General features: G+C 70.1%; 24 protein-coding genes. 19 read left to right on the top strand and 5 right to left on the bottom strand.

Annotated features, from left to right (window positions below):
• Window positions 1-15: 15 nt before the first annotated feature.
• The 19 genes from OMP43_RS10980 to OMP43_RS10890 are packed head-to-tail and all read left to right on the top strand — an operon-like array spanning window position 16 to window position 12,588.
• Window positions 16-360: a hypothetical protein gene (locus tag OMP43_RS10980; RefSeq protein WP_280279763.1), complete on the top strand. Its 345-nt coding sequence runs from the start codon at window positions 16-18 to the stop codon at window positions 358-360.
• A gap of 1 nt (window position 361) precedes the next feature.
• The gene (gene flgC, locus OMP43_RS10975) at window positions 362-784 is read left to right on the top strand and encodes a flagellar basal body rod protein FlgC (protein ID WP_280279762.1); all 423 of its coding nucleotides are present in this window, start codon (window positions 362-364) and stop codon (window positions 782-784) included.
• Window positions 781-1,104 (top strand): flagellar hook-basal body complex protein FliE, encoded by a 324-nt coding sequence (locus OMP43_RS10970; protein ID WP_280279761.1) that lies wholly within the window; start codon window positions 781-783, stop codon window positions 1,102-1,104. Before flgC ends, OMP43_RS10970 begins: the two co-directional genes overlap by 4 nt.
• 14 nt (window positions 1,105-1,118) lie before the next feature.
• Window positions 1,119-2,396 (top strand): flagellar basal-body MS-ring/collar protein FliF, encoded by a 1,278-nt coding sequence (gene fliF, locus OMP43_RS10965; protein ID WP_280279760.1) that lies wholly within the window; start codon window positions 1,119-1,121, stop codon window positions 2,394-2,396.
• Complete coding sequence (locus OMP43_RS10960) at window positions 2,383-2,733, top strand: hypothetical protein (protein WP_280279759.1); 351 nt, start codon at window positions 2,383-2,385, stop codon at window positions 2,731-2,733. Before fliF ends, OMP43_RS10960 begins: the two co-directional genes overlap by 14 nt.
• A 2-nt stretch (window positions 2,734-2,735) precedes the next feature.
• Complete coding sequence (locus OMP43_RS10955) at window positions 2,736-3,392, top strand: FliH/SctL family protein (RefSeq protein ID WP_280279807.1); 657 nt, start codon at window positions 2,736-2,738, stop codon at window positions 3,390-3,392.
• Window positions 3,389-4,702, top strand: a complete 1,314-nt coding sequence (locus tag OMP43_RS10950; RefSeq protein ID WP_280279758.1) for a FliI/YscN family ATPase — start codon at window positions 3,389-3,391, stop codon at window positions 4,700-4,702. The genes OMP43_RS10955 and OMP43_RS10950 overlap by 4 nt, the downstream gene beginning before the upstream one ends.
• A complete protein-coding gene (locus tag OMP43_RS10945) occupies window positions 4,695-5,144 on the top strand; it encodes a hypothetical protein (protein ID WP_280279757.1) in 450 nt (149 codons plus the stop codon). Before OMP43_RS10950 ends, OMP43_RS10945 begins: the two co-directional genes overlap by 8 nt.
• A complete protein-coding gene (locus OMP43_RS10940; protein ID WP_280279756.1) occupies window positions 5,141-5,932 on the top strand; it encodes a hypothetical protein in 792 nt (263 codons plus the stop codon). Before OMP43_RS10945 ends, OMP43_RS10940 begins: the two co-directional genes overlap by 4 nt.
• Window positions 5,929-6,372, top strand: a complete 444-nt coding sequence (locus tag OMP43_RS10935; protein WP_280279755.1) for a flagellar hook capping FlgD N-terminal domain-containing protein — start codon at window positions 5,929-5,931, stop codon at window positions 6,370-6,372. Before OMP43_RS10940 ends, OMP43_RS10935 begins: the two co-directional genes overlap by 4 nt.
• 3 nt (window positions 6,373-6,375) lie before the next feature.
• The gene (locus tag OMP43_RS10930; protein ID WP_280279754.1) at window positions 6,376-7,548 is read left to right on the top strand and encodes a flagellar hook-basal body complex protein; all 1,173 of its coding nucleotides are present in this window, start codon (window positions 6,376-6,378) and stop codon (window positions 7,546-7,548) included.
• Window positions 7,545-8,327, top strand: coding sequence for a FliM/FliN family flagellar motor C-terminal domain-containing protein (locus tag OMP43_RS10925; RefSeq protein ID WP_280279753.1), 783 nt, complete (start codon window positions 7,545-7,547; stop codon window positions 8,325-8,327). The genes OMP43_RS10930 and OMP43_RS10925 overlap by 4 nt, the downstream gene beginning before the upstream one ends.
• An 8-nt stretch (window positions 8,328-8,335) precedes the next feature.
• Entirely contained in the window at window positions 8,336-8,653 is a 318-nt protein-coding gene (locus OMP43_RS10920; RefSeq protein ID WP_280279752.1) for a FliM/FliN family flagellar motor switch protein, read from the top strand.
• Window positions 8,641-9,078: a hypothetical protein gene (locus OMP43_RS10915; protein WP_280279751.1), complete on the top strand. Its 438-nt coding sequence runs from the start codon at window positions 8,641-8,643 to the stop codon at window positions 9,076-9,078. The genes OMP43_RS10920 and OMP43_RS10915 overlap by 13 nt, the downstream gene beginning before the upstream one ends.
• The gene (gene fliP / locus OMP43_RS10910; protein WP_280279750.1) at window positions 9,078-9,791 is read left to right on the top strand and encodes a flagellar type III secretion system pore protein FliP; all 714 of its coding nucleotides are present in this window, start codon (window positions 9,078-9,080) and stop codon (window positions 9,789-9,791) included. Before OMP43_RS10915 ends, fliP begins: the two co-directional genes overlap by 1 nt.
• Entirely contained in the window at window positions 9,788-10,531 is a 744-nt protein-coding gene (locus OMP43_RS10905) for a sigma-70 family RNA polymerase sigma factor (RefSeq protein ID WP_280279749.1), read from the top strand. The genes fliP and OMP43_RS10905 overlap by 4 nt, the downstream gene beginning before the upstream one ends.
• Before the next feature lie 11 nt (window positions 10,532-10,542).
• Complete coding sequence (locus tag OMP43_RS10900; RefSeq protein WP_280279748.1) at window positions 10,543-11,103, top strand: hypothetical protein; 561 nt, start codon at window positions 10,543-10,545, stop codon at window positions 11,101-11,103.
• Between the two features lie 13 nt (window positions 11,104-11,116).
• Window positions 11,117-11,470 carry a hypothetical protein gene (locus tag OMP43_RS10895; RefSeq protein ID WP_280279747.1) on the top strand — a complete coding sequence of 118 codons (354 nt, stop codon included), beginning with the start codon at window positions 11,117-11,119 and terminating at the stop codon, window positions 11,468-11,470.
• A complete protein-coding gene (locus tag OMP43_RS10890) occupies window positions 11,467-12,588 on the top strand; it encodes a tetratricopeptide repeat protein (protein ID WP_280279746.1) in 1,122 nt (373 codons plus the stop codon). Before OMP43_RS10895 ends, OMP43_RS10890 begins: the two co-directional genes overlap by 4 nt.
• An 82-nt stretch (window positions 12,589-12,670) precedes the next feature.
• On the opposite strand, the gene OMP43_RS10885 is transcribed toward OMP43_RS10890, so the two are convergent.
• The 5 genes from OMP43_RS10885 to OMP43_RS10865 all read right to left on the bottom strand — a co-directional run bounded on the left by OMP43_RS10885 (window position 12,671) and on the right by OMP43_RS10865 (window position 17,732).
• A complete protein-coding gene (locus tag OMP43_RS10885; protein WP_280279745.1) occupies window positions 12,671-14,698 on the bottom strand; it encodes a flagellar biosynthesis protein FlhA in 2,028 nt (675 codons plus the stop codon).
• Window positions 14,698-15,771: an EscU/YscU/HrcU family type III secretion system export apparatus switch protein gene (locus OMP43_RS10880; protein ID WP_280279744.1), complete on the bottom strand. Its 1,074-nt coding sequence runs from the start codon at window positions 15,769-15,771 to the stop codon at window positions 14,698-14,700. The genes OMP43_RS10885 and OMP43_RS10880 overlap by 1 nt, the downstream gene beginning before the upstream one ends.
• Window position 15,772: 1 nt before the next feature.
• On the bottom strand, window positions 15,773-16,528 hold the full coding sequence (locus OMP43_RS10875) for a flagellar biosynthetic protein FliR (protein ID WP_280279743.1): 756 nt from the start codon (window positions 16,526-16,528) through the stop codon (window positions 15,773-15,775).
• 2 nt (window positions 16,529-16,530) lie between these two features.
• The gene (gene fliQ, locus OMP43_RS10870; RefSeq protein ID WP_086130312.1) at window positions 16,531-16,800 is read right to left on the bottom strand and encodes a flagellar biosynthesis protein FliQ; all 270 of its coding nucleotides are present in this window, start codon (window positions 16,798-16,800) and stop codon (window positions 16,531-16,533) included.
• Window positions 16,801-16,919: 119 nt separating this feature from the next.
• Complete coding sequence (locus tag OMP43_RS10865) at window positions 16,920-17,732, bottom strand: HAD-IIB family hydrolase (RefSeq protein ID WP_280279742.1); 813 nt, start codon at window positions 17,730-17,732, stop codon at window positions 16,920-16,922.
• Between the last annotated feature and the right edge of the window lie 73 nt (window positions 17,733-17,805).

Raw genomic sequence — 17,805 nt, 5'->3', positions numbered from 1 at the left:
AAAAAGGGGGGGGACATGGAGAGTATTTCGACGGCGCTGATCGCCAAGGCGCTCGACGGGCTTACCGCGCGCTACCAGGCGACGGCGCAGAACATCGCCAACGCGAACTCGCCCAACTACCGGCCGATCCGCGTCACTTTCGAGGACAGCCTGCGCAGCGCGGCGACGCAGGGCGGCGGCGCGATCGCGGGCGTCGAGCCCAAGGTGGAGCTCGTGCCGACGCCGCGCATCGCCAGCGAGATGCGGCTCGACCTGGAGATCGCCAATGCCTCGCAGACGGCGATGCGCTATGGCGCGCTGCTCTCGATCCTCGGCCGCCAGATGGAGCTTGCCCGCACCATCGTTTCGGGAGGCCGCTGAGATGGATGCCATCGCCATCAGCCGCACCGGCCTGGACGTCGAGTGGCAGCGCCTCCAGGTGATCGCGCAGAACCTGGCCAACATCAACACGAGCCGCACCGCCTCCGGCCAGCCTTTCCACCCGCTGCGCCTGTTGTCGGGGCCGCAGGTCGATTTCGCGCATCTGGTGCGCGCGGACGACAAGACGCCCGGCGGCGTCGAGGTGCTCGGCGTCGAGCCGATGGCGGCGGGGACGCGGCGAGTCTACGAACCCGGCCATCCGCATGCCGATGCCGATGGCTTCGTCACCTATCCCGATGTCGATCACGCATCCGAGATGACGCTGCTGATCAAGACCTCGCGCGCCTATGAGGCCAATCTCACGGCGATGAGCATCGCGCAGCAAATGTATTCGCGCGCCGCCGAACTGGGCAAGCAGTCGTGACCGGGGTCGAGGGGATCGCGGCGATCGGCAGCACGGATGCGGCGCCGCTCGCGCTGCGCCTGGGCGAGGCGACCGGGACGGTCGCCCAGCCCGCCGGGGGCGCCGGCTTCGGCGAGGTGCTGATGAGCGGGTTGCGCGGCGTCGATCAGAAGATCGCCACGGCGGACAAGCTCGTCCAGCAGTTCACGGTCGATGATTCGGTGCCGGTGCACCAGGTCACCATGGCGCTGGAGCAGGCCCGGCTTTCGGTGGAACTCGCGATGCAGGTCCGTTCGCGGATCGTCGAGGGCTATCGCGAAATCATGAACATGCCTCTCTGACCGGCTGATCTCCGATGGAAAACCCCGTTCCCGCTCCCGCCGCTCCCCGTGGCCAGCTGTACCTGTTGGGCGGCGTCCTCGGGCTCGTCCTGCTGCTGCTCGCCACCGGCTATTTCCTGTTCCTGCGCACCGACTATGTCGTGCTCGCCCAGGGGCTGCGGCCGACCGATGCCTCCGCGATCGTCGCCGAGCTCGACAAGCGCGGCGTGGCCTATCGCCTGCGCGACGGCGGCGCGACGATCCTGGTGCCGGAGGGGCAGGCCGATGCCACTCGCGTCGCGATCGCCGGGTCGGACGCGGCGGCGCGCGGCCAGATCGGCTTCGAGCTGTTCAACAAGTCCGACATGGGGCTCACCAACTTCGCGCAGAAGATCAATTATCAGCGCGCGCTTCAGGGCGAGCTGGTCCGCACCATCACGGCGATGGACGGCGTGGAGACTGCGCGTGTCCATCTCGCGCTGCCCGAAAAGGCGCTCTTCCGTGGCGACCGGGTCGATCCCAAGGCCGCGGTGACGGTGACGATGAAGCCGGGCCAGACGGCCGACCCGGCGCGCGTCTCCGGCATCCAGCAGCTGGTTGCCGCCGCGGTCCCCGATCTGCCCGAGAGCAAGGTGGTGGTGCTCGATGCCGCCGGCCATGTGATCAGTCCCGCGCCGGCGATCGAGGGCGGTGCCGGCCTTGAGCGTCCCGCCGATATCGAGGAACGCGGCGCGATCGAGAATTATTATCGTGCCCGGGCGCGCGGCGCGGTGGAGCGGCAGATGCCGGGCGTGCGCTTTGCCCTGCGGGTCCTGCTGCTGCCGAACGGCCCGGCCGGTTCCGATCCGGCGACGGCGCCCGCCGCCGGCTGGACGCCTTCGGGCGAGGGGGCGGCGCGCAACTTCCGCATGCGCATCCTGTTCATCAGCGAAGCGCCGATCAATTCCGAGGACCAGCAGGTCGCGCGCAACGCCATCGTCCAGGCGACCGGGCTGGACGACCAGGCCGGCGACAGCCTGTCGTTCGAGACCGGGCCGATCGACCGGTCGCTGTCCTCCCCGCCGATCGCGCAGCCCAGCCATGCGGCGGCAGGCGCGCCCGCCGCCGCCGCGCCGCTGCCGGCCCAGGGCTTCGGCTTCGCCTGGCCGCCGGTGTGGCTCTGGCTGGTTGCCGGTGTGGCGATCGCGGCGATGCTGGTCTGGCGTTTCCGCGCGCCGGGCAGCCGGATGAGTGGCGAGGAGCAGGAGGCCTTTGCGCAGCGGCTCCGCCGCCAGCTCAACATGACGGAGGAGGCCGGCGATGCTGCTGCCTGAGGCCCGGCTCGACATTCTGATCGAAGCATTGCGCGAGATGCCGGCCGCCGATCGCAGGGCCGTGCTCGCAAGGCTGGGCGCCGAGGAGCGCCGCCGCGTCCGCGCCCGGCTCGCCGCCGTCGCTGGCGGCCCGGTGGAACCGGCCTCTCCCTATTCCGCCGATATCGCCGCGCGGCTCGAGGCGCGCGATGCCGGGCTCACCGTGGCGGGGCGGCGCGCCCTCGATGCGTTCCTGATGCCGGCGGGGAAGGGCGCCGCGCGCCCCGAGCCGGGCCGCGGCGCGTCGCTCGCCCAGACGATGGGCGGCCTGCTCCGCCCGCGCGGCAAGCTGCCGTGACCATGCTCATCAAGTCCGACGCCGGGATCGCGGTGCGCAGCTTCGTCGGCGGCGCGCGTCCGCCCGCCGAAGCGCGCGAGATGCCGGCGCCGGATCCGCGCGACATCGAGCAGGCCCGGCTGGTCGCCGAGCTGGAGCGGCTCCAGCGCCAGCGCGCCGAGGACGAGGCGGCGGCGAAGCGCGCGGTGGCGGTGGCGCGCGAGGAGGGCCGGCAGGAAGGGCTGGCGCAGGCCGAGCGGCGCGAGGCCGACGGGATCGCCGCGCTGCGCCAGGGGCTGGAGCGGGCCCGCGCCGACCTGGGCGAGCGGCTGGGCGCGCTCGACCGGCTCGCCCCGGAACTCGCCCGCGCCGCGCTCGCCAGGATGTTCGCCGATAGCGAGGACCGGTCCGCTCTGGTCGAGGCGATGATCGCGCGCCAGCTCGCTGCCCTGCGTCGATCGAGCGTGATCGCTATCCATTTGAGTCCAGAGGACTTTCCTGACATCGACGCGCTCGCCGCGCTCTCGGCCGGGCTTGGCGCGGAAGGGGTGCGCATCGAGACCGACCGCGCGCTGCGTGCCGGCGCCAGCCGGATCGAATGCCGGCTGGGCCAGATCGATCTCGACATGGACACGCAGTGGCAGGCGCTGTCGGCCCTGCTCGCCGAGATGGCCGGATGACCGCCCATCCCTTCCTGCGGCGGCTGGGCGATCTGGAGCTGGTCCGCCCGGTCGGCTTCGTGCGCAAGGTCGCGCATGGCCATTTCGAGGCGACCGGTCCGGCCTGCACCGTGGGCGATCTTTGCGATGTCGCCGGCGAGGGCGGCGTCGTGCGCGTCGAAGTCGCCGCGGTGGACGAAGCCGGGCTGATCCTGGTGCCGCTCGAGCAGAACCGCCGGGTGCGCCCGGGCGCGCGGGTGACGGCGCTGCCCGGCGGCAGCTCGGCGGCGGTGGGAGACGGGTTCGCCGGGCGGGCGATCGATGGGTTCGGGCGGCCGTTCGACGGCCTGGGGGAAATCGCCGTCCAGGGCCGGGCGGCGCTGGCCGGATCGGTGCCGCGCCCGCTCGAGCGCGCGGCGCCGCGACGCATGGTGAAGACCGGGCTGCGCGCGATCGACGGGCTGCTGACGCTCGGCGAGGGGCAGCGCGTCGGCATCTTCGCCGCGGCGGGCGTGGGCAAGACGAGCCTGCTCGAGCAGCTCGCCGGGCAGATCGAATGCGACCGGGTGGTGCTGTGCCTGGTCGGCGAGCGCGGGCGCGAAGTCGAGGCGATCTGGCGCACGCTCTCCGCGCGTGCCGATGCGGCGCGCTTCACTCTGGTCGCCGCGACCTCCGACGAGACCGCGGCGCTGCGCGCCCGTGCGGCCAATGTCGCGCTGTGCCTGGCCGAGCATTGGCGCGATCGCGGCGAGCATGTGCTGCTGGTGGTGGATTCGGTCACGCGTCTTGCCATGGCGCTGCGCGAGATCGGCCTTGCCGCCGGCGAGCCGCCGACGGTGCGCGCCTATACGCCGAATGTCTTCGCGGCCCTGCCGCGGCTGGTCGAGCGCTGCGGCGCCACCGGACGCGGCGCGATCACCGCCGTGATGACCGTGCTGAGCGAGACCGACGATGTCGACGACCCGATCGTCGAAGTGATGAAGTCGCTGCTCGACGGCCATGTCGTGCTGTCGCGCACGCTGGCGGAGCGCGGGCATTTTCCGGCGATCGATGTGTCGCGCAGCATCAGCCGCCAGGCCGCGCGGCTGATGGAGCGCCAGCACGCCGCGGCGGCGCGCACCGCCGTCACTCAGCTCGGCGTCTATGACGAGGCGCGGGTGATGATCGAGAGCGGCGTCTACAAGGGAGGCGCCAATGCCGAGATCGACCAGGCGATCGCGATGCGGGCGAAGCTGATGGCGTTCCTGCGCCAGGGGCAGGGCGAGAATTCGGCGTTCGCCGACACGCTCGCCGGCCTGGGCATGGCGATCGGGAGCGGCGGCCATGCATGACCGCCGGGCCCATCGCGCGCTTGCCGACATCGCCGCGCTTCGTGTCGCGCAGCGCATGGCGGCGCATCAGGAGCTGGCCGCGGCGCAGGTGCGCGAGGAAGAGGCCGCGGACGCGTCGCGGCGGGCGGACGAGCGCACGGCAATGGCCGCGCGTGCCTGGGACGCGCATCTGGGCAGCGCGGACTTCGCGCCGGATTTCGCCCATGCGCTCGCCGCCGAGCTTGTCGAGCAGGGCCAGGCGAGCGCGGCCGCGCAGGCGCATCGCGCGCAGATGGCCGAGGCGTGCGTGGCCGCGGAGCGGACCTGGCATGATGGCGATGCGCATTGCCGGCTTGCCGACCGCGCGCTCGACACCAGCCGCCGGGCGCGGCGCCGCGATCGCGACGAACGCGCGCTCGACGTGCTGGCGGATCGCATGGCTTCGAACTGGAGGCGAGCATGATTGGACCTCTCCCGCATACCGGCCCCATGCCGCCCGAGGGGCGGGGCGACTCCGCCGACCAGCAGCACGGACAGGCGCCGAGCGACCTGTTCGCACAGCTGCTCGGCGCCGGTGGCGCGCTGGCGGACGGGGCGGCGGTGCCTGGCGAAATGCCTTCCCTGGCTGCGCCGGAGGTTTCGCTGCTCGCTCCCGATGCTTCGGGCGCTGGGCCGGCGCAGCAGGCGCTCGCCCCGCGCGCGCGGATGTTCAACCAGAACGGCTTTTTCGGCCATGCGGGCGAGACTCCGGGCCAGGCGGTGGCGCTTGGGCAAGGGGATGCGATGCGCGCGCCGGTTCCAGGCGCCGTTCCGGAGGATTTGGCTGCGGGCCTGGATCGGGAAATCGTATCGGGGGGGCGCCGGGAATCCGGCGCGGCGGCGCGGCCGGGCGCGTCGCCCCGGCCGGCGATGCGTGCCGCCGGGGCCGCCCCGGCGGTCGTCCCGGCCGAGCCGATGGGGCGCGCCATGGCCGCGCCGCCGCCGGCGATCGAGGAATATGGCGCCGCCGCCGATCCGGTCGCCTCGGCGCAGCGCCGGGCCCATCGCGCGCCATCCGCCGCCCGTTCTGCGCTGCACGTGGCGCTGCGCGAGCTCGAGAGCGGGCTTCAGATTGCCGCGCGCGTCGAGGGGTTGGACGAGGCGGAACGCCATCGGCTGCGCGACGAGATCGCGGCGCTGCTCGGCCGCCACGGCCTTTCCGCCGCCCGCATCCAGATCAACGCCATGCCGCTACGGGAGAGTGAACGATGATCGCGCAGACCGCGCCGGTGAGTGCCGCCAACGGCACCCAGCAGAACGCCAGCACCGCCAGCGCGGCGACCGATGCCTTCGGCCTCGGCTTCGATGCGCTGCTCAAGATCATCCTGACCCAGCTGACGTATCAGGATCCGCTGAAGCCGATGGACAATTTCGAGTTCGTCTCGCAGCTCGCGCAATTCTCGCAGATCCAGCAGAGCCAGACGATGAACGACCGGCTCGAGCTGCTGGTTTCGGCCCAGGCGACCAGCCAGGCGACCGGCCTTCTCGGCACCATGGTCGACGTGCCGGCGGGCGCGACCACGCTGACGGGCACGGTGACTGCGGTCACCTTCGACAACGGCACGCCGCGGATCACGATCAAGACGGCGGACAATCGCACGATCAGCAACCTCGCGATCGCCAGCATCTCGCAAGTCAGGAAGGGGAACTAAGCCATGTTCGGTGCCATCTATATCGGCCTCAGTGGTCTCAACGCCTATTCCCGCGGGCTCGAGCAGGTCAGCAACAACGTGACCAACCTCAACACCTCGGGCTTCCGGGGCTCGACGGTGACGTTCCAGAACTATTATGGCAGCGGCAGCCAGGGCGGGCTCTCGCACGACACCGACAGCAATGGCGGCGGCAACGGCGTGGGCATCGGCCAGAGCCGGCTCGATCTGAGCGCCGGCCAGTTGCGGCAGACCGGTCGCGATCTCGACCTGGCGATCGACGGCGGCGGCTTCCTCGTCCTGATGGACGGCGACAAGATGCTCTATGCGCGCACCGGCAGCTTCGAGGTGGACAACAAGGGGTTCATCGTCCTTTCGGGCACCAATTACCGGCTGGCGACGCTCGACTCCTCCGGCCGGCCGGTGAGCCTCTCGATCGACCAGAAGCGCACCAGCGCGCCGCTCGGCAGCACCACGATCACCTTCACCGACAATCTGTCGAACACCGCCGTCAACGCGGTCACGATCAACGACATGGTTGTCTACGACGCCAAGGGCGGCTCGCACAAATGGAGCGCGAAGTTCGAGAAGGGCACGGTCGCCGGCGAATGGACCGTCAAGATCAGTGACGAGAAGGGCAGTGTCGCGACCAAGAACCTGAAGTTCATCGGCAGCGTCGTCGATCCCAGCACCGCCAAGATCGAGGTCGAGGATACCACCAACAACTTCAAGGTGACCTTGGATTTCTCGGCGGTGCAGTCCTATTCCTCGGGCGACGTTTCCAACCTGCGCGCTTCCTCGATCGACGGGCATGGCGTGGGCGCGCTCACCACGGTGACGGTCAATGCCACCGGCCATCTCGAGCTCGCCTATTCGAACGAGCAGAAGCTCGATCTCGGCGCGGTCGCGCTCGCGGACTTCCGCGACACCCAGTCGCTGATCGAGAAGGATGGTGGGCTGTTCACCTATAGCGGCAGCGGCGAGCGCATGTATCTCGCGAGCGACGATCCCAGGGTGGGCCTGGTCAAGGCCAAGCAGCTCGAGGCATCGAATGTCGACCTTTCCAAGCAGTTCGGCGACCTGATCCTGATCCAGCGCGGCTTCCAGGCCTCGTCGCAGATCGTCAGCGTCTCGAACGACATGATCCAGCAGCTCTTCGGCATCCGGGGGCAGGGATGACGCTTCCCTTCCGACTCTGGCTGCCCGACGGTGCGGCGACGCCGCCCGCGGCCCAGCGCGCGCTTGCCGACATGATCGAGAGCTGGTCGGGCGAATGGTTCGCGGGCGAGCCGATGCGCGTCGCCGGGGCGCTCGCGCGCATCGCGGCGCCGCGCGGCGAGTTGCGCAAGGCGGTGTGGCACAGCTGCGACGAAGGCCTGGCGATCGGCCTGCCGCCGGCGGGAGCGATGGCACTGGGCGCGATGGTCCTTGGCGTTCCGGCCGCGGCGGGCCAGCGCAATGCGCATGATCAGGCGCTGCTCGAGGCATTGGGCAAGGACTGCCTCGACGGCCTCAAGTCCCGCCTCGTCCAGTGCCTCGCGCTGGGCCGGCCGGTCTGGCACCAGTCGGAAGCCGGGCGCGGCGAGGGGCCGGTGCATCGGCTCGAGATCGTCACCGCCACGCGCGGGCTGACGCTCCAGATCGAGCTGTCGGCGCCCGTTTTCGCGCGCTTCGTCCGCGAAGCGCTGCCCGAACCGGCGATCGGTGCGCCCCTCGGTTCCGGCAGGGCGGCGCTGGCCGATATCCCCGTGTCGCTTTCCGCGCTGCTCGGCCGCAGCCGCATCACCGTTGCCGAGCTCGCCGGGCTCGGCTGCGGCGATGTGCTCGTGCTCGACCGGGCGACCGACGACATCCTGCCGCTCGCGGTGGACGGCGTGCCGCTGGCACGTGGTCGCTGCGCGGTGGTCGAAGGCGAGCGCGGCCCCGCGCTCGAGATCGTAGAAGCTCCAACCCGATGAGTGATCCCGTGACCGAACCGAGTGACATCCTGCCCGCCGAGACCCAGCCCGTCACAGCCAGGCCCGAGCGGCCGGCACCGGCACGCATCAGCAGCAAGCTGATCGAGAATGTCGGCGTCCAGCTCGAGGCGTTTCTGGGGGGCGCCCCGATGACCGTGGCCGATCTGACCGGCCTCGCCGCCGGTGCGGTGGTGACGCTCGACGCGCAGCTCAACACGCCGGTCGAGCTGCGCCTCAACGGCGTCGCGGTGGCGCGGGGAGAACTGGTCGCGGTGGGCGAGAAGTTCGGCGTGCGCCTCACCGAGATCGCGCAATGGCCCGATTGACCGCGGCATGGGCGGGCCTGGCGGTGTTTCTGGTTCATGCCCCCGTCGCCCTTGCGCAGCCGGGGCGGCTGGGCGGCGGCGGGAGCCTGAACCTTTCGCTCACCCGGATCGTGATGGCGCTGCTCCTCTGCCTGATGCTCGCGGCGCTGGCTGCCCTGGCGCTCAAGCGTGGCGGCGGGCGGATCGCGCTCCCGCGCTTGCGCGGGTTGGTCGCCGCGCTGCCGGCACAGCGGCGGGTGGAGGTGCTCGAAACGCGCCGCGTCAGCCAATATGCCGATGTCTGCCTGTTGCGCTGCGACGGCCGCGAATATCTCGTCCTGTGCGCACAGCAGCAACAGCTCCTGCTGCGCGAGAGCGAATGCGCGGTTCCGGCGCCGGCCCCCGCTTCGGCGGAGCCGGCAGGCGCGGAGGGGGAGGCCGGCTGATGCGCCCTGTCCGCGCCGCCCGGGCCGGCCTGCTGGCCGCCGCGCTGCTCACTCCTGCCGCTGCATTCGCCGCCAATGGCCCCGGCATGAGCACCGACCTGGTGCGCACCATGCTGCTGCTCACGCTGCTGGCCGTCGCCCCGGCGATCTTCATCAGCATGACCAGCTTCGTGCGCATCGTCGTGGTGCTGGCGATGGTCCGCCACGCCTTCGGCATGCCCGAGACGCCGCCCAACCCGGTGCTGATCAGCCTTGCGCTGTTCCTGACCGCGTTCACCATGGGGCCGACATTGACTGCGGTGAACAGCCAGGCGCTCAAGCCGCTGATGGCCGGCAGCGTCTCTGTCGAGCAGGCGATCGAGAAGGGCAGCGGGCCGCTGCGCAACTTCATGCTCGCCCAGACCCGCGACGGCGACATCGAGGCGATCTATGCGATCGCCAAGACGCCCGTGCCCGACCGGCCCGAGCAGGTGGACCTGCTCAAGCTGACGCCGGCGTTCATTCTCAATGAATTGCGCGTTTCCTTCACCATCGGCTTCGTCATCCTGCTGCCGTTCCTGCTGATCGACCTTGTCGTCGCCTCGATCCTGCTCGCGCTCGGCATGATGATGGTCCCGCCATCGACGATCTCGCTGCCGATCAAGATCCTCATGTTCGTCCTGATCGACGGCTGGGGGCTGATCCTGCAGGGCGTGCTGGGAAGCTTCAGATGAAGCAGCGCCGGCGCGGCACCTCCTCGGGGCTCGGCCTGTTGCTGGTGCCCCCGCGGGTGGAAGCGTCGCTGTGGCGGCGATTCCGCTTCGAGCGCGAGTTCAGGTGCCGGGAGCAGATATTCACGCAGTATCGCTCGCTGGCGCGCGCCATTGCCCGGCGCCAGCTGCGCGCGCGGCCGCGCAACGGCGTCGAGCTGAACGACATGGAGCAGTTCGCCTATGAGGGGCTGCTGGTCGCGATCGACCGGTACGATCCGTTGCGCGGCATTCCCTTCGGCGCCTTCGCGCGGCGCCGGATCATCGGCAGCATCGCGGATGGCGCCGCCCGGATGAACGAGAGCGACGCGCAATATAGCTATCGCCGCCGGATCGAGACCGAGCGGCTCCGCTCGATCGCGGCGGAGGCCGGCCCGGCCGATCCGCTCGACGCGCTCGCCGACCTCGCCGCCGGGCTCGCGATCGGCCTGATGCTGGAGGGAACCGGCCTGGTGGAGCCCGAGGACGGGATCGACCGGCGCCCCAATGCCTATGAGAGCCTGGCATGGCGCCAGCTCAACGCCCAGCTCGACCGCGAGATCGATCGCTTGCCCGAGCGCGAGGCAGCGATCATTCGCCAGCACTATGAGAACGGCGTAAGCTTCTCGCAGATCGCGCAGTTGCTCGATCTGTCCAAGGGGCGGGTCTCGCAGCTCCACGCCCATGCACTGGCGAAGCTGCGGACACGGATAGGATATCGTTGATGGAGACGGACATGACGCTTTGCAGTGACGAGGAGATGGCGCAGCTGCTCGCCGCGATGCATGCGGGCACGCCGGACGAGCTCGGCCTCGCCGAGCGGCTGATCGAAGCCTATCCCGACGATGCCCGGCTCCACTTCCTGCGCGGCTCGATGCTCGCCGGATCGGGCCGGCCGATCGAGGCGCACGCGGCGCTGAGCCGCGCCGTCGCCCTGGCGCCGGACTTTGCCCTGGCCCGTTTCCAGCTCGGCTTCTTCGAGCTGACCTCGGGCGAGGCGGCGCGTGCGCTCGCCACCTGGGAGCCGCTCGATACGCTGCCGTCCGATCATTATCTCGCGCATTTCGTCCGGGGGCTGCGGCACCTGATCCAGGATCATTTCGGCGAGGCGATCCGCGAGCTGACCGAAGGGATCGCGGTGAACGAGGAGAATCCGCCGCTGAACCGCGACATGCGCCTGATCATCGACGAATGCAGCCGCCTGGCCGGCGACGGGGCACCGGCCGCGCCCGCCGATGCGGAGGCTTCGGCCACGTCGTTCCTGCTCGACCAGATCGGGCGGGGAACCTCGCACTGAGCGCGCGCGCGACATGACTCGCATCGGCAATGTCGATCAGGTGCTGCTGCTCCTGCACGAGCAGCTGCAGCGGACCAGCCGCAACCGCGGCACGGCGCGGCAGGGCCGGACCTCCCGCGCCGAGGCAGCGTCCGCGCGCCCGCTCGACCGGGTCCGCGCGCTGGCGGCGCTCGACACGCTGGATGAGGAGGAGCTGCGCCGGGCGATGGTCCGCGGGCTGCTTGCCGAGCAATTCGGCGAAGCGGTGGGGAACGATCCGGCACTGATCGCGATCGTCGATCAGGTCAGCCGGATGATCGGCGAGACGCCCGAAGGGCGCCAATTGATGGACCGGGCCCTGGCCCAGTTGAGGGAATCTCGAGCATGAACCAGACCGCCGCCGCACAGAGCCGCCACGATCGCCTCGCGGCATTGCTGGCTGAGGATCCGGACAATGTCGCGCTGATCGCCAATGCCGCGGAAGCCGCCTTCGCCGAAGAGCGCTTCGATGCCGCCGAGGAGCTGCTCGATCGCCACGCCCGGCTGCGGCCGTTGACGCCCCAGGCCCAGCATCTGGCCGGACTTGTGGCGATGCGCCGGCTCGACTGGACGCGTGCCGCCGACCTTTACGCGGCCCTGCTCGCCGGAGGCGCGGACGCGCCGCCGGTGCGCTTCAACCTTGCCTGGTCGCTCGCCATGGCCAAGCGCTTCGACGAGGCGCTGGCGGCGCTCGACACGGCGACCAGCGCCGCGTTGCCCCAGGCCGCGCAGCTTGAAGTGCAGCTGCTGCACCAGCTCGGCCAGTTCGACCTTGCCGGAGAGCGCGCCCGCACGCTGATCTCGCTCCATCCCGAGCATCGCGGGCTCAACGCCATCGTCTCGACGCTCGCGATCGATATCGAGGACACCGATCTCGCGGCGCGCACGGCGCGGATGGCGGGCGATCATCCCGATGCCCTCACCACGCTCGGCACGCTGGCGCTCAGCGAGGACGATCCCACGGCCGCGGCGGAGCTGTTCGAGGCGGCGCTCGCCCGCGCGCCCGGCGCTCCCCGTGCCTGGATCGGGCTGGGGCTCACGCGCATGCTGGGCGGCGACCAGGCGGAGGCGGCGCGCGATCTCGACAAGGGCGCCGAGATGTTCGGCACGCATCTCGGCTCGTGGATCGCGGCGGGCTGGGCCCATGTCCTGGCCGGCGACCGCGTCGCCGGTCGCGCCCGCTTCGAGAAGGCGCTGGCGCTCGACGACAATTTCGGCGAGGCGCAGGGCTCGATCGCAGTGGTCGAGCTGCTCGACGGCCATGTCGAGGAGGCGCGCCGGCGCACCGCGATCGCGCTGCGGCTGGACCGCGAGAGCTTTTCGGCCGCGCTCGCCTCGATGCTGATCGCGGCAGGCGAGGGGAATAGTGCGCGCGCCGCCACGATCTTCGAGACCGCGCTCCACACGCCGATCGGCGCCGATGGCAAGACGCTGGCCCATTCGCTGGCCAAGCTGGGCGCGCGCTAGGGTCCGGACTCCACCGGCGAACCCATGACCCCCGCGAAACCCCGCCATCCCCGGGCGGGCGGGGACGGCCGGGCGCCTGGGCTCACCCTTCCAGCCGGACCACGTCGAACGACTTCAGATTCACGCGCATCGGGATCTCGCTCACCGACAGGATCGAGAGCTTGGGGATGCTGCGGCGGGTGAGGTTCTTCAGATGGCGACGGATCTCGCCGCCGCACAGCAGCACCGGGGCGCGGCCCTGGCGGAACATCTCCTCGCTCATCGGGGCGAGGCGGCGGATGATCTGCTCGGCCAGGCGCGGCTCGACCGCGAGCGAGCTGTGCCCCGCATTCGCGCCGATGCTGGCGACGATCTGGTTCTCCACGCGCGGATCGAGGCTGAGCACCGCGAGATCGCCATGGCTGCCGCGCAGCTGGTGGCAGATGGCGTAGCTCATCCGCTGGCGGATCTGCTCGGTCAGCTCGATCGGATCCTTCTGGATGCGGGCCAGGTCGACAAGATGCTCGACGATCAGGTCGAGATTGGCGATCGAAACGCCTTCGCCGAGCAGATTCTGCAGCACGCGCTGCACGTCGGAAAGCGTCAGCGTGTTGGGGATCAGGTCCTCGACCAGTCCGGGCTGGCGCTCGCGCACTTCGTTCAGCAGCCCGGCGACGGTGGCGCGGGTGAGCAGGGTCGAGGTCTCGCCGCGCACGATCTCGCCGAAATGCGTGACCATCAGCGTGATCGGATCGATGATCGTATAGCCCGCTTCGCGCGCGGCCTGGGTCTCGCCCTCGGCGATCCAGAAGGCAGGCATGCCGAAGGCCGGGTCCACCGTTTCCTCGCCGGCCAGCCTAGCCTTGGCGCCCTGGTTGGCGATTGCCAGCACGCGCTCGGGTCGTACTTCGGCCGCGCCGTAGCGGGAGCCGAACAGCCGCACCTCATATTCGAAGCTGCCCAGCCCCTGGCCGTCGACGAGCTTGACCGCCGGAAAGCCGATGCCGAGCTCCTGCTCCTGCGCGCGCCGCAGTCCGGCCAGGCGCTCGAGGATGATGGCGCCTTCCTTTTCCCAGGCCTGTCCGAGCTCGGCGCCGAAGCGGATCTCGACCGCGGGCACCGGCGCCGTGCCCGAGGCCATCGTCTCGCCGGCGGCGTCGTCGCCCGCGCCGCCCTGCGCGGCGGCGCGGCGGCGCAGGCGCCACCAGGCGAGCCCGGCCGCCGCGCCGATCAGCAGGATCGGCCATTTGGGCATGCCCGGCATCAGCATCAGCGCGAGCAGCACCGCCGCGACGATCAGCGGGATGCGCGGTTCGGACGCGAGCTGGCGGAAGACTTCGGTGGAAAGCTGCCGGTCCGCCGCGGACCGCGTGACGATGATGCCGGTGGCGATCGAGATGATCAGCGCGGGCAGCTGGGTGGCGATGCCGTCGCCGATGGTGAGCAGCGTGAAATGCTGCAGCGCCTCGGGCCATTCCATGCCCATCTGGCTGACGCCGACGACCCAGCCGGCGATGATGTTGATCAGCAGGATGATGATGCCGGCGATCGCATCGCCCTTCACGAACTTCGACGCGCCGTCCATCGCGCCGTAGAAGCTGGCTTCCTTTTCCAGCTCCTCGCGCCGGCGCACCGCTTCCTTCTGGTCGATCAGGCCCATGTTGAGATCGGCATCGATGCTCATCTGTTGGCCGGGCATCGAATCCAGCGTGAAGCGCGCGGCGACTTCGGAGACGCGCTGGGCGCCGCTGGTGACCACGACATATTGGACGACCACCAGGATCGCGAACACGACCAGGCCGATCACGAAATTGCCCTGCACCGCGAAGGCGCCGATCGATCCGATCACGTCGCCGGCGCTGCCGCCGGTCAGGATGAGGCGGGTCGCGGCGACATTGAGCGACAGGCGGTAGAGCGTCGCGACGAGCAGCAGCGAAGGGAAGGTGGAGAATTCCACCGGCTTGCCGACATAGAAGGTCAGCAGCATGATCGACAGGCCCAGACCGAAATTGAGGATGATCGCCAGGTCGAGAAAGGCCGGCGGGATCGGCACGAACAGGATCACCAGGATCGCGATCGTGGCCCCGACGAGCGCCAGGTCCTTCTGGTTGCGGAACAGCTTGTCGAACATCATGCGGTTTCCGGAGCATGCGAGGCGCGGCGGAGCGCGATGTAGAGCTCCGCCACTGCCTCATAGGTGGAAGGGGGGATCGCGCTGCCCGCCTGGCAGGCGCGGAAGAGGGCGCGCGCCAGCGGCGGCCGCTCGACGATGGGGATGCCCAGGCGGAACGCCTCGTCCTTGATCGCCAGCGCGAAGCGGTTGCGGCCCTTGGCCGAGACCTCGGGCGCGATCATCCGCCCGGCATCGTAGCGCAGCGCCACGGCGAAATGCTCGGGATTGACCACCACCAGGTCCGACCCCGGCAACGCCCCCATGCCTTCGCTCTGCTTGGCGAACTCGGCATGGAGCTGCTTGCGCTTCTGCTTGATGCGCGGATCGCCCTCGCGATCCTTGGCCTCGCGCGTCACTTCGCGGCGGCTCATCCGCATCTGCTTGAGGAACTCGCCGCGGACCAGCACCTGGTCGAGGATCACGAAGCCGATCGCGATCGCGATGAACACGAAGACCAGCCGCAGCCCCGCGCCGGCAAGCGCCTCGGCCAGCCGCTCGCCGTCGCTCGCGGCGATCGCGAAGCGGGCGATCGCGTCCTTGACGACGAACCAGGCGGCGATCGCATAGACCGCGGACTTGAGCACCGTCTTCAGCGTCTCCTTCAGCATCCGCATCGAGAAGAGCCGCTTGAGGCCGGTGGCCGGGTTGAGCCGGTTGAAGTCCGGCTTGAGCGGCTGGGTGGTGAAGATCAGCCCGCGCAGCTGGAGGATCTCGAGGAAGATCACCACCGCCATGATCGTGCCGCCCAGCAGCGCGAGCGGCTGGATCGCCGCCCAGGCGATGGTGCCGATCATCGCCTGGGCCTGTTCGGGATCGCCCGCCCGGTCGATGCCGGCGGAAAAGGCCTTGCGCATCAGCTCGGCGATCTCGCCGACCATGGCCGGCCCGGCCACCGCGCCGAAGCCCGCCAGCGCGATCAGGCCGCCCAGAAAGCCCAGTTCGGCGCTGCGCGCGACCATGCCCTTCTCGCGCGCCTTCTTCAGCTTGAAGGGGGTCGGCGCCTCGCTGCGATTCTGTTCCTGCTCGGCCATGTCAGATCAGCCGCGGCATGGTTTCGAGCGCGGTCCGCATCAGCCGGGCGAAGAGCGCGCCGGAGAAGGACAGGGCGAGCGGCAGCGCCGCGATGGTGGCGAGCGCCTTCACCTGGAACCCCAGGAGCAGCACGTTCATCTGTGGCAGAGTGCGCGAGAGGAAGGCGACGATCAGGTCGAGCAGGAACAGCACCAGCAGCACGATCCCCGCCAGCCCGATCGCCATCAGGAACACCGTGCCCATATATTCGATCAGCGGCGCCGGATCGCCGCCCAGGCTCGCGGCGCCGAGCGGCACTTTCTCGACCGAGGCGGCCCAGATCGCGAGCAGGTCCTCGGGCGCGCCGATCGCGAAGAAGATCGCGGCGCCGGCATAGGCGAGCAGCGTGCCCGCCAGCGGCATCTGCGCGCGCGTGGTGGGATCGACCAGCACGGCCAGGCCGAACCCCGCCTGGATATCGATCGCCCGCCCCGCGGTGAGCAGGGCCGCGAAGGCGAGCTGGAGCGCGAGCGCGAGCGACACGCCCAGGAAAAGCTCGCCCAGCACGACCACGGGCAGGCCGGCATCCCAGAAGGGCGCGCGCCAGGTCGCGTCCGGATTGCCGGAGACGAGCCAGGCGGAAAGCGCGATCGCCAGGATCAGCCGCACCATCGCCGGAATGCGCAGCAGCGTGAAGGGCTGGGCGAAGCTCAGCGTCGGCGCGATGCGCAAGCTCAGCAGCAGCACCGCCACCGCCTGGTCGGTCAGGTCGCCCATGATCAGCTCGCGAGAGTGGGGATCACCAGGTACAGACCGCGCGCGAAATCAGTGATGCGCGCGATCATCCAGGGGCCGAGCAGGATGAGCAGCATCGCCGCCACCAGCAGCTTGGGCACGTAGCTCAGCGTCATTTCCTGCATCTGCGTCGCGACCTGCAAGATGCTGATCAGCACCCCGACGACGAGCGTGGCGAGCAATACCGGCCCCGCGACGATCAGGCAATTCCACAACATGTCGTCGAGCAAGTTGAGCGCGCGATCGGCTTCCACGAAATCCCCCCGGATTTTCCGATTGCCGTGCCGAATCGATGCCTTGGCACGGATTCGTTAACCATAATTCCGCGCGCGTAGGGGCCAAAGCAAATAGCTTTGAATTCAACGACTTTGGTTCAAATTCCTTGGGGGCCGCGATTTCCGCCCGCCGAGTGGCGTGTGGCGCTGGCGAGCGGGGCCGCCGGCGCGTGCAGGCAGGCGATGACGGTGGCGATGACGGTGCGGGTCTCGGCGGGGTCGCGGACCTGGATGGCGTCGACGCCGGTCCGGCGCGCGGGTTCGTCATTGCCGCCGGGATACAGGGCATCGCCGACGAACAGCATGTCGGCGATGGGAATGCCGCTCTCCTTGGCGAGCCGTTCCAGGCCATGCGCCTTGTCGATGCCGCGGCGCGTCACGTCGATGGAGGTCGTGCCGCCGAGCCGGATCGACAGATCGGGCAGCAGGCGCTGCAGCTCGGCCTGCAGGGCGGCGCGCTTGCGCCGGTCGGGATCCCATGCGGCCTTGGCCGCCAGCGGTGCCTGCTGGCCGAGCCCGGAAAAGGTGAACTGGCTGCCGCGATCCTCGATCCGCTCGCCCCAGATCCTCTCCGCCGGAAGGGCGACCCTGGCCAGCGCCCGATCGAACGCGGCGTGGATTGCCGCGCGTTCGGCGTCGCTGAAGCGCTCGGCATAGATTTCGCGCCATTCGCCGGCATAGCGATAGAGCTTGGTGCCGGTCGTCGGCATCAGCCACAGGCTTTCCCGCCGGGTGCCGGCGGGCAATTGCTCCGCCACTTGCTTTCGGAACTGCGGCCAGTCGCCGCCCGAGATCACGGCGGCGTCGGCGACCGTGAGCAGCCGTGCCAGCATATCGGCCATGTCGCGCGTGAGCGCCTGCTTGCTCTCGGCGAGCGTGCCGTCGAGATCGAAGGCGACCAGGCGCTTCACCCGGCCGGCTCCGGAGTGGGGGACGGAAGCTGGCGGAACCGTGCTGTCCTCATGGTGCGGCAATCGATCCGAG

This window comes from Sphingomonas sp. CBMAI 2297 (assembly GCF_029870595.1).
In the GTDB taxonomy this organism is placed as follows: Bacteria; Pseudomonadota; Alphaproteobacteria; order Sphingomonadales; family Sphingomonadaceae; genus Sphingomonas.
The sequence above is the reverse complement of the archived record's forward strand: the minus strand, read 5'-3'. Positions and strand labels throughout refer to the sequence as shown.

Excerpts from the sequence above, each read along its gene's own strand:
- OMP43_RS10980 (WP_280279763.1), top strand. The coding sequence starts at position 16 with ATGGAGAGTATTTCGACGGCGCTGATCGCCAAGGCGCTCGACGGGCTT.
- flgC (WP_280279762.1), top strand. The coding sequence starts at position 362 with ATGGATGCCATCGCCATCAGCCGCACCGGCCTGGACGTCGAGTGGCAG.
- fliF (WP_280279760.1), top strand. The coding sequence starts at position 1,119 with ATGGAAAACCCCGTTCCCGCTCCCGCCGCTCCCCGTGGCCAGCTGTAC.
- OMP43_RS10960 (WP_280279759.1), top strand. The coding sequence starts at position 2,383 with ATGCTGCTGCCTGAGGCCCGGCTCGACATTCTGATCGAAGCATTGCGC.
- OMP43_RS10955 (WP_280279807.1), top strand. The coding sequence starts at position 2,736 with ATGCTCATCAAGTCCGACGCCGGGATCGCGGTGCGCAGCTTCGTCGGC.
- OMP43_RS10950 (WP_280279758.1), top strand. The coding sequence starts at position 3,389 with ATGACCGCCCATCCCTTCCTGCGGCGGCTGGGCGATCTGGAGCTGGTC.
- OMP43_RS10945 (WP_280279757.1), top strand. The coding sequence starts at position 4,695 with ATGCATGACCGCCGGGCCCATCGCGCGCTTGCCGACATCGCCGCGCTT.
- OMP43_RS10940 (WP_280279756.1), top strand. The coding sequence starts at position 5,141 with ATGATTGGACCTCTCCCGCATACCGGCCCCATGCCGCCCGAGGGGCGG.
- OMP43_RS10935 (WP_280279755.1), top strand. The coding sequence starts at position 5,929 with ATGATCGCGCAGACCGCGCCGGTGAGTGCCGCCAACGGCACCCAGCAG.
- OMP43_RS10930 (WP_280279754.1), top strand. The coding sequence starts at position 6,376 with ATGTTCGGTGCCATCTATATCGGCCTCAGTGGTCTCAACGCCTATTCC.
- OMP43_RS10925 (WP_280279753.1), top strand. The coding sequence starts at position 7,545 with ATGACGCTTCCCTTCCGACTCTGGCTGCCCGACGGTGCGGCGACGCCG.
- OMP43_RS10915 (WP_280279751.1), top strand. The coding sequence starts at position 8,641 with ATGGCCCGATTGACCGCGGCATGGGCGGGCCTGGCGGTGTTTCTGGTT.
- fliP (WP_280279750.1), top strand. The coding sequence starts at position 9,078 with ATGCGCCCTGTCCGCGCCGCCCGGGCCGGCCTGCTGGCCGCCGCGCTG.
- OMP43_RS10905 (WP_280279749.1), top strand. The coding sequence starts at position 9,788 with ATGAAGCAGCGCCGGCGCGGCACCTCCTCGGGGCTCGGCCTGTTGCTG.
- OMP43_RS10900 (WP_280279748.1), top strand. The coding sequence starts at position 10,543 with ATGACGCTTTGCAGTGACGAGGAGATGGCGCAGCTGCTCGCCGCGATG.
- OMP43_RS10895 (WP_280279747.1), top strand. The coding sequence starts at position 11,117 with ATGACTCGCATCGGCAATGTCGATCAGGTGCTGCTGCTCCTGCACGAG.
- OMP43_RS10890 (WP_280279746.1), top strand. The coding sequence starts at position 11,467 with ATGAACCAGACCGCCGCCGCACAGAGCCGCCACGATCGCCTCGCGGCA.
- OMP43_RS10885 (WP_280279745.1), bottom strand. The coding sequence starts at position 14,698 with ATGTTCGACAAGCTGTTCCGCAACCAGAAGGACCTGGCGCTCGTCGGG.
- OMP43_RS10880 (WP_280279744.1), bottom strand. The coding sequence starts at position 15,771 with ATGGCCGAGCAGGAACAGAATCGCAGCGAGGCGCCGACCCCCTTCAAG.
- OMP43_RS10875 (WP_280279743.1), bottom strand. The coding sequence starts at position 16,528 with ATGGGCGACCTGACCGACCAGGCGGTGGCGGTGCTGCTGCTGAGCTTG.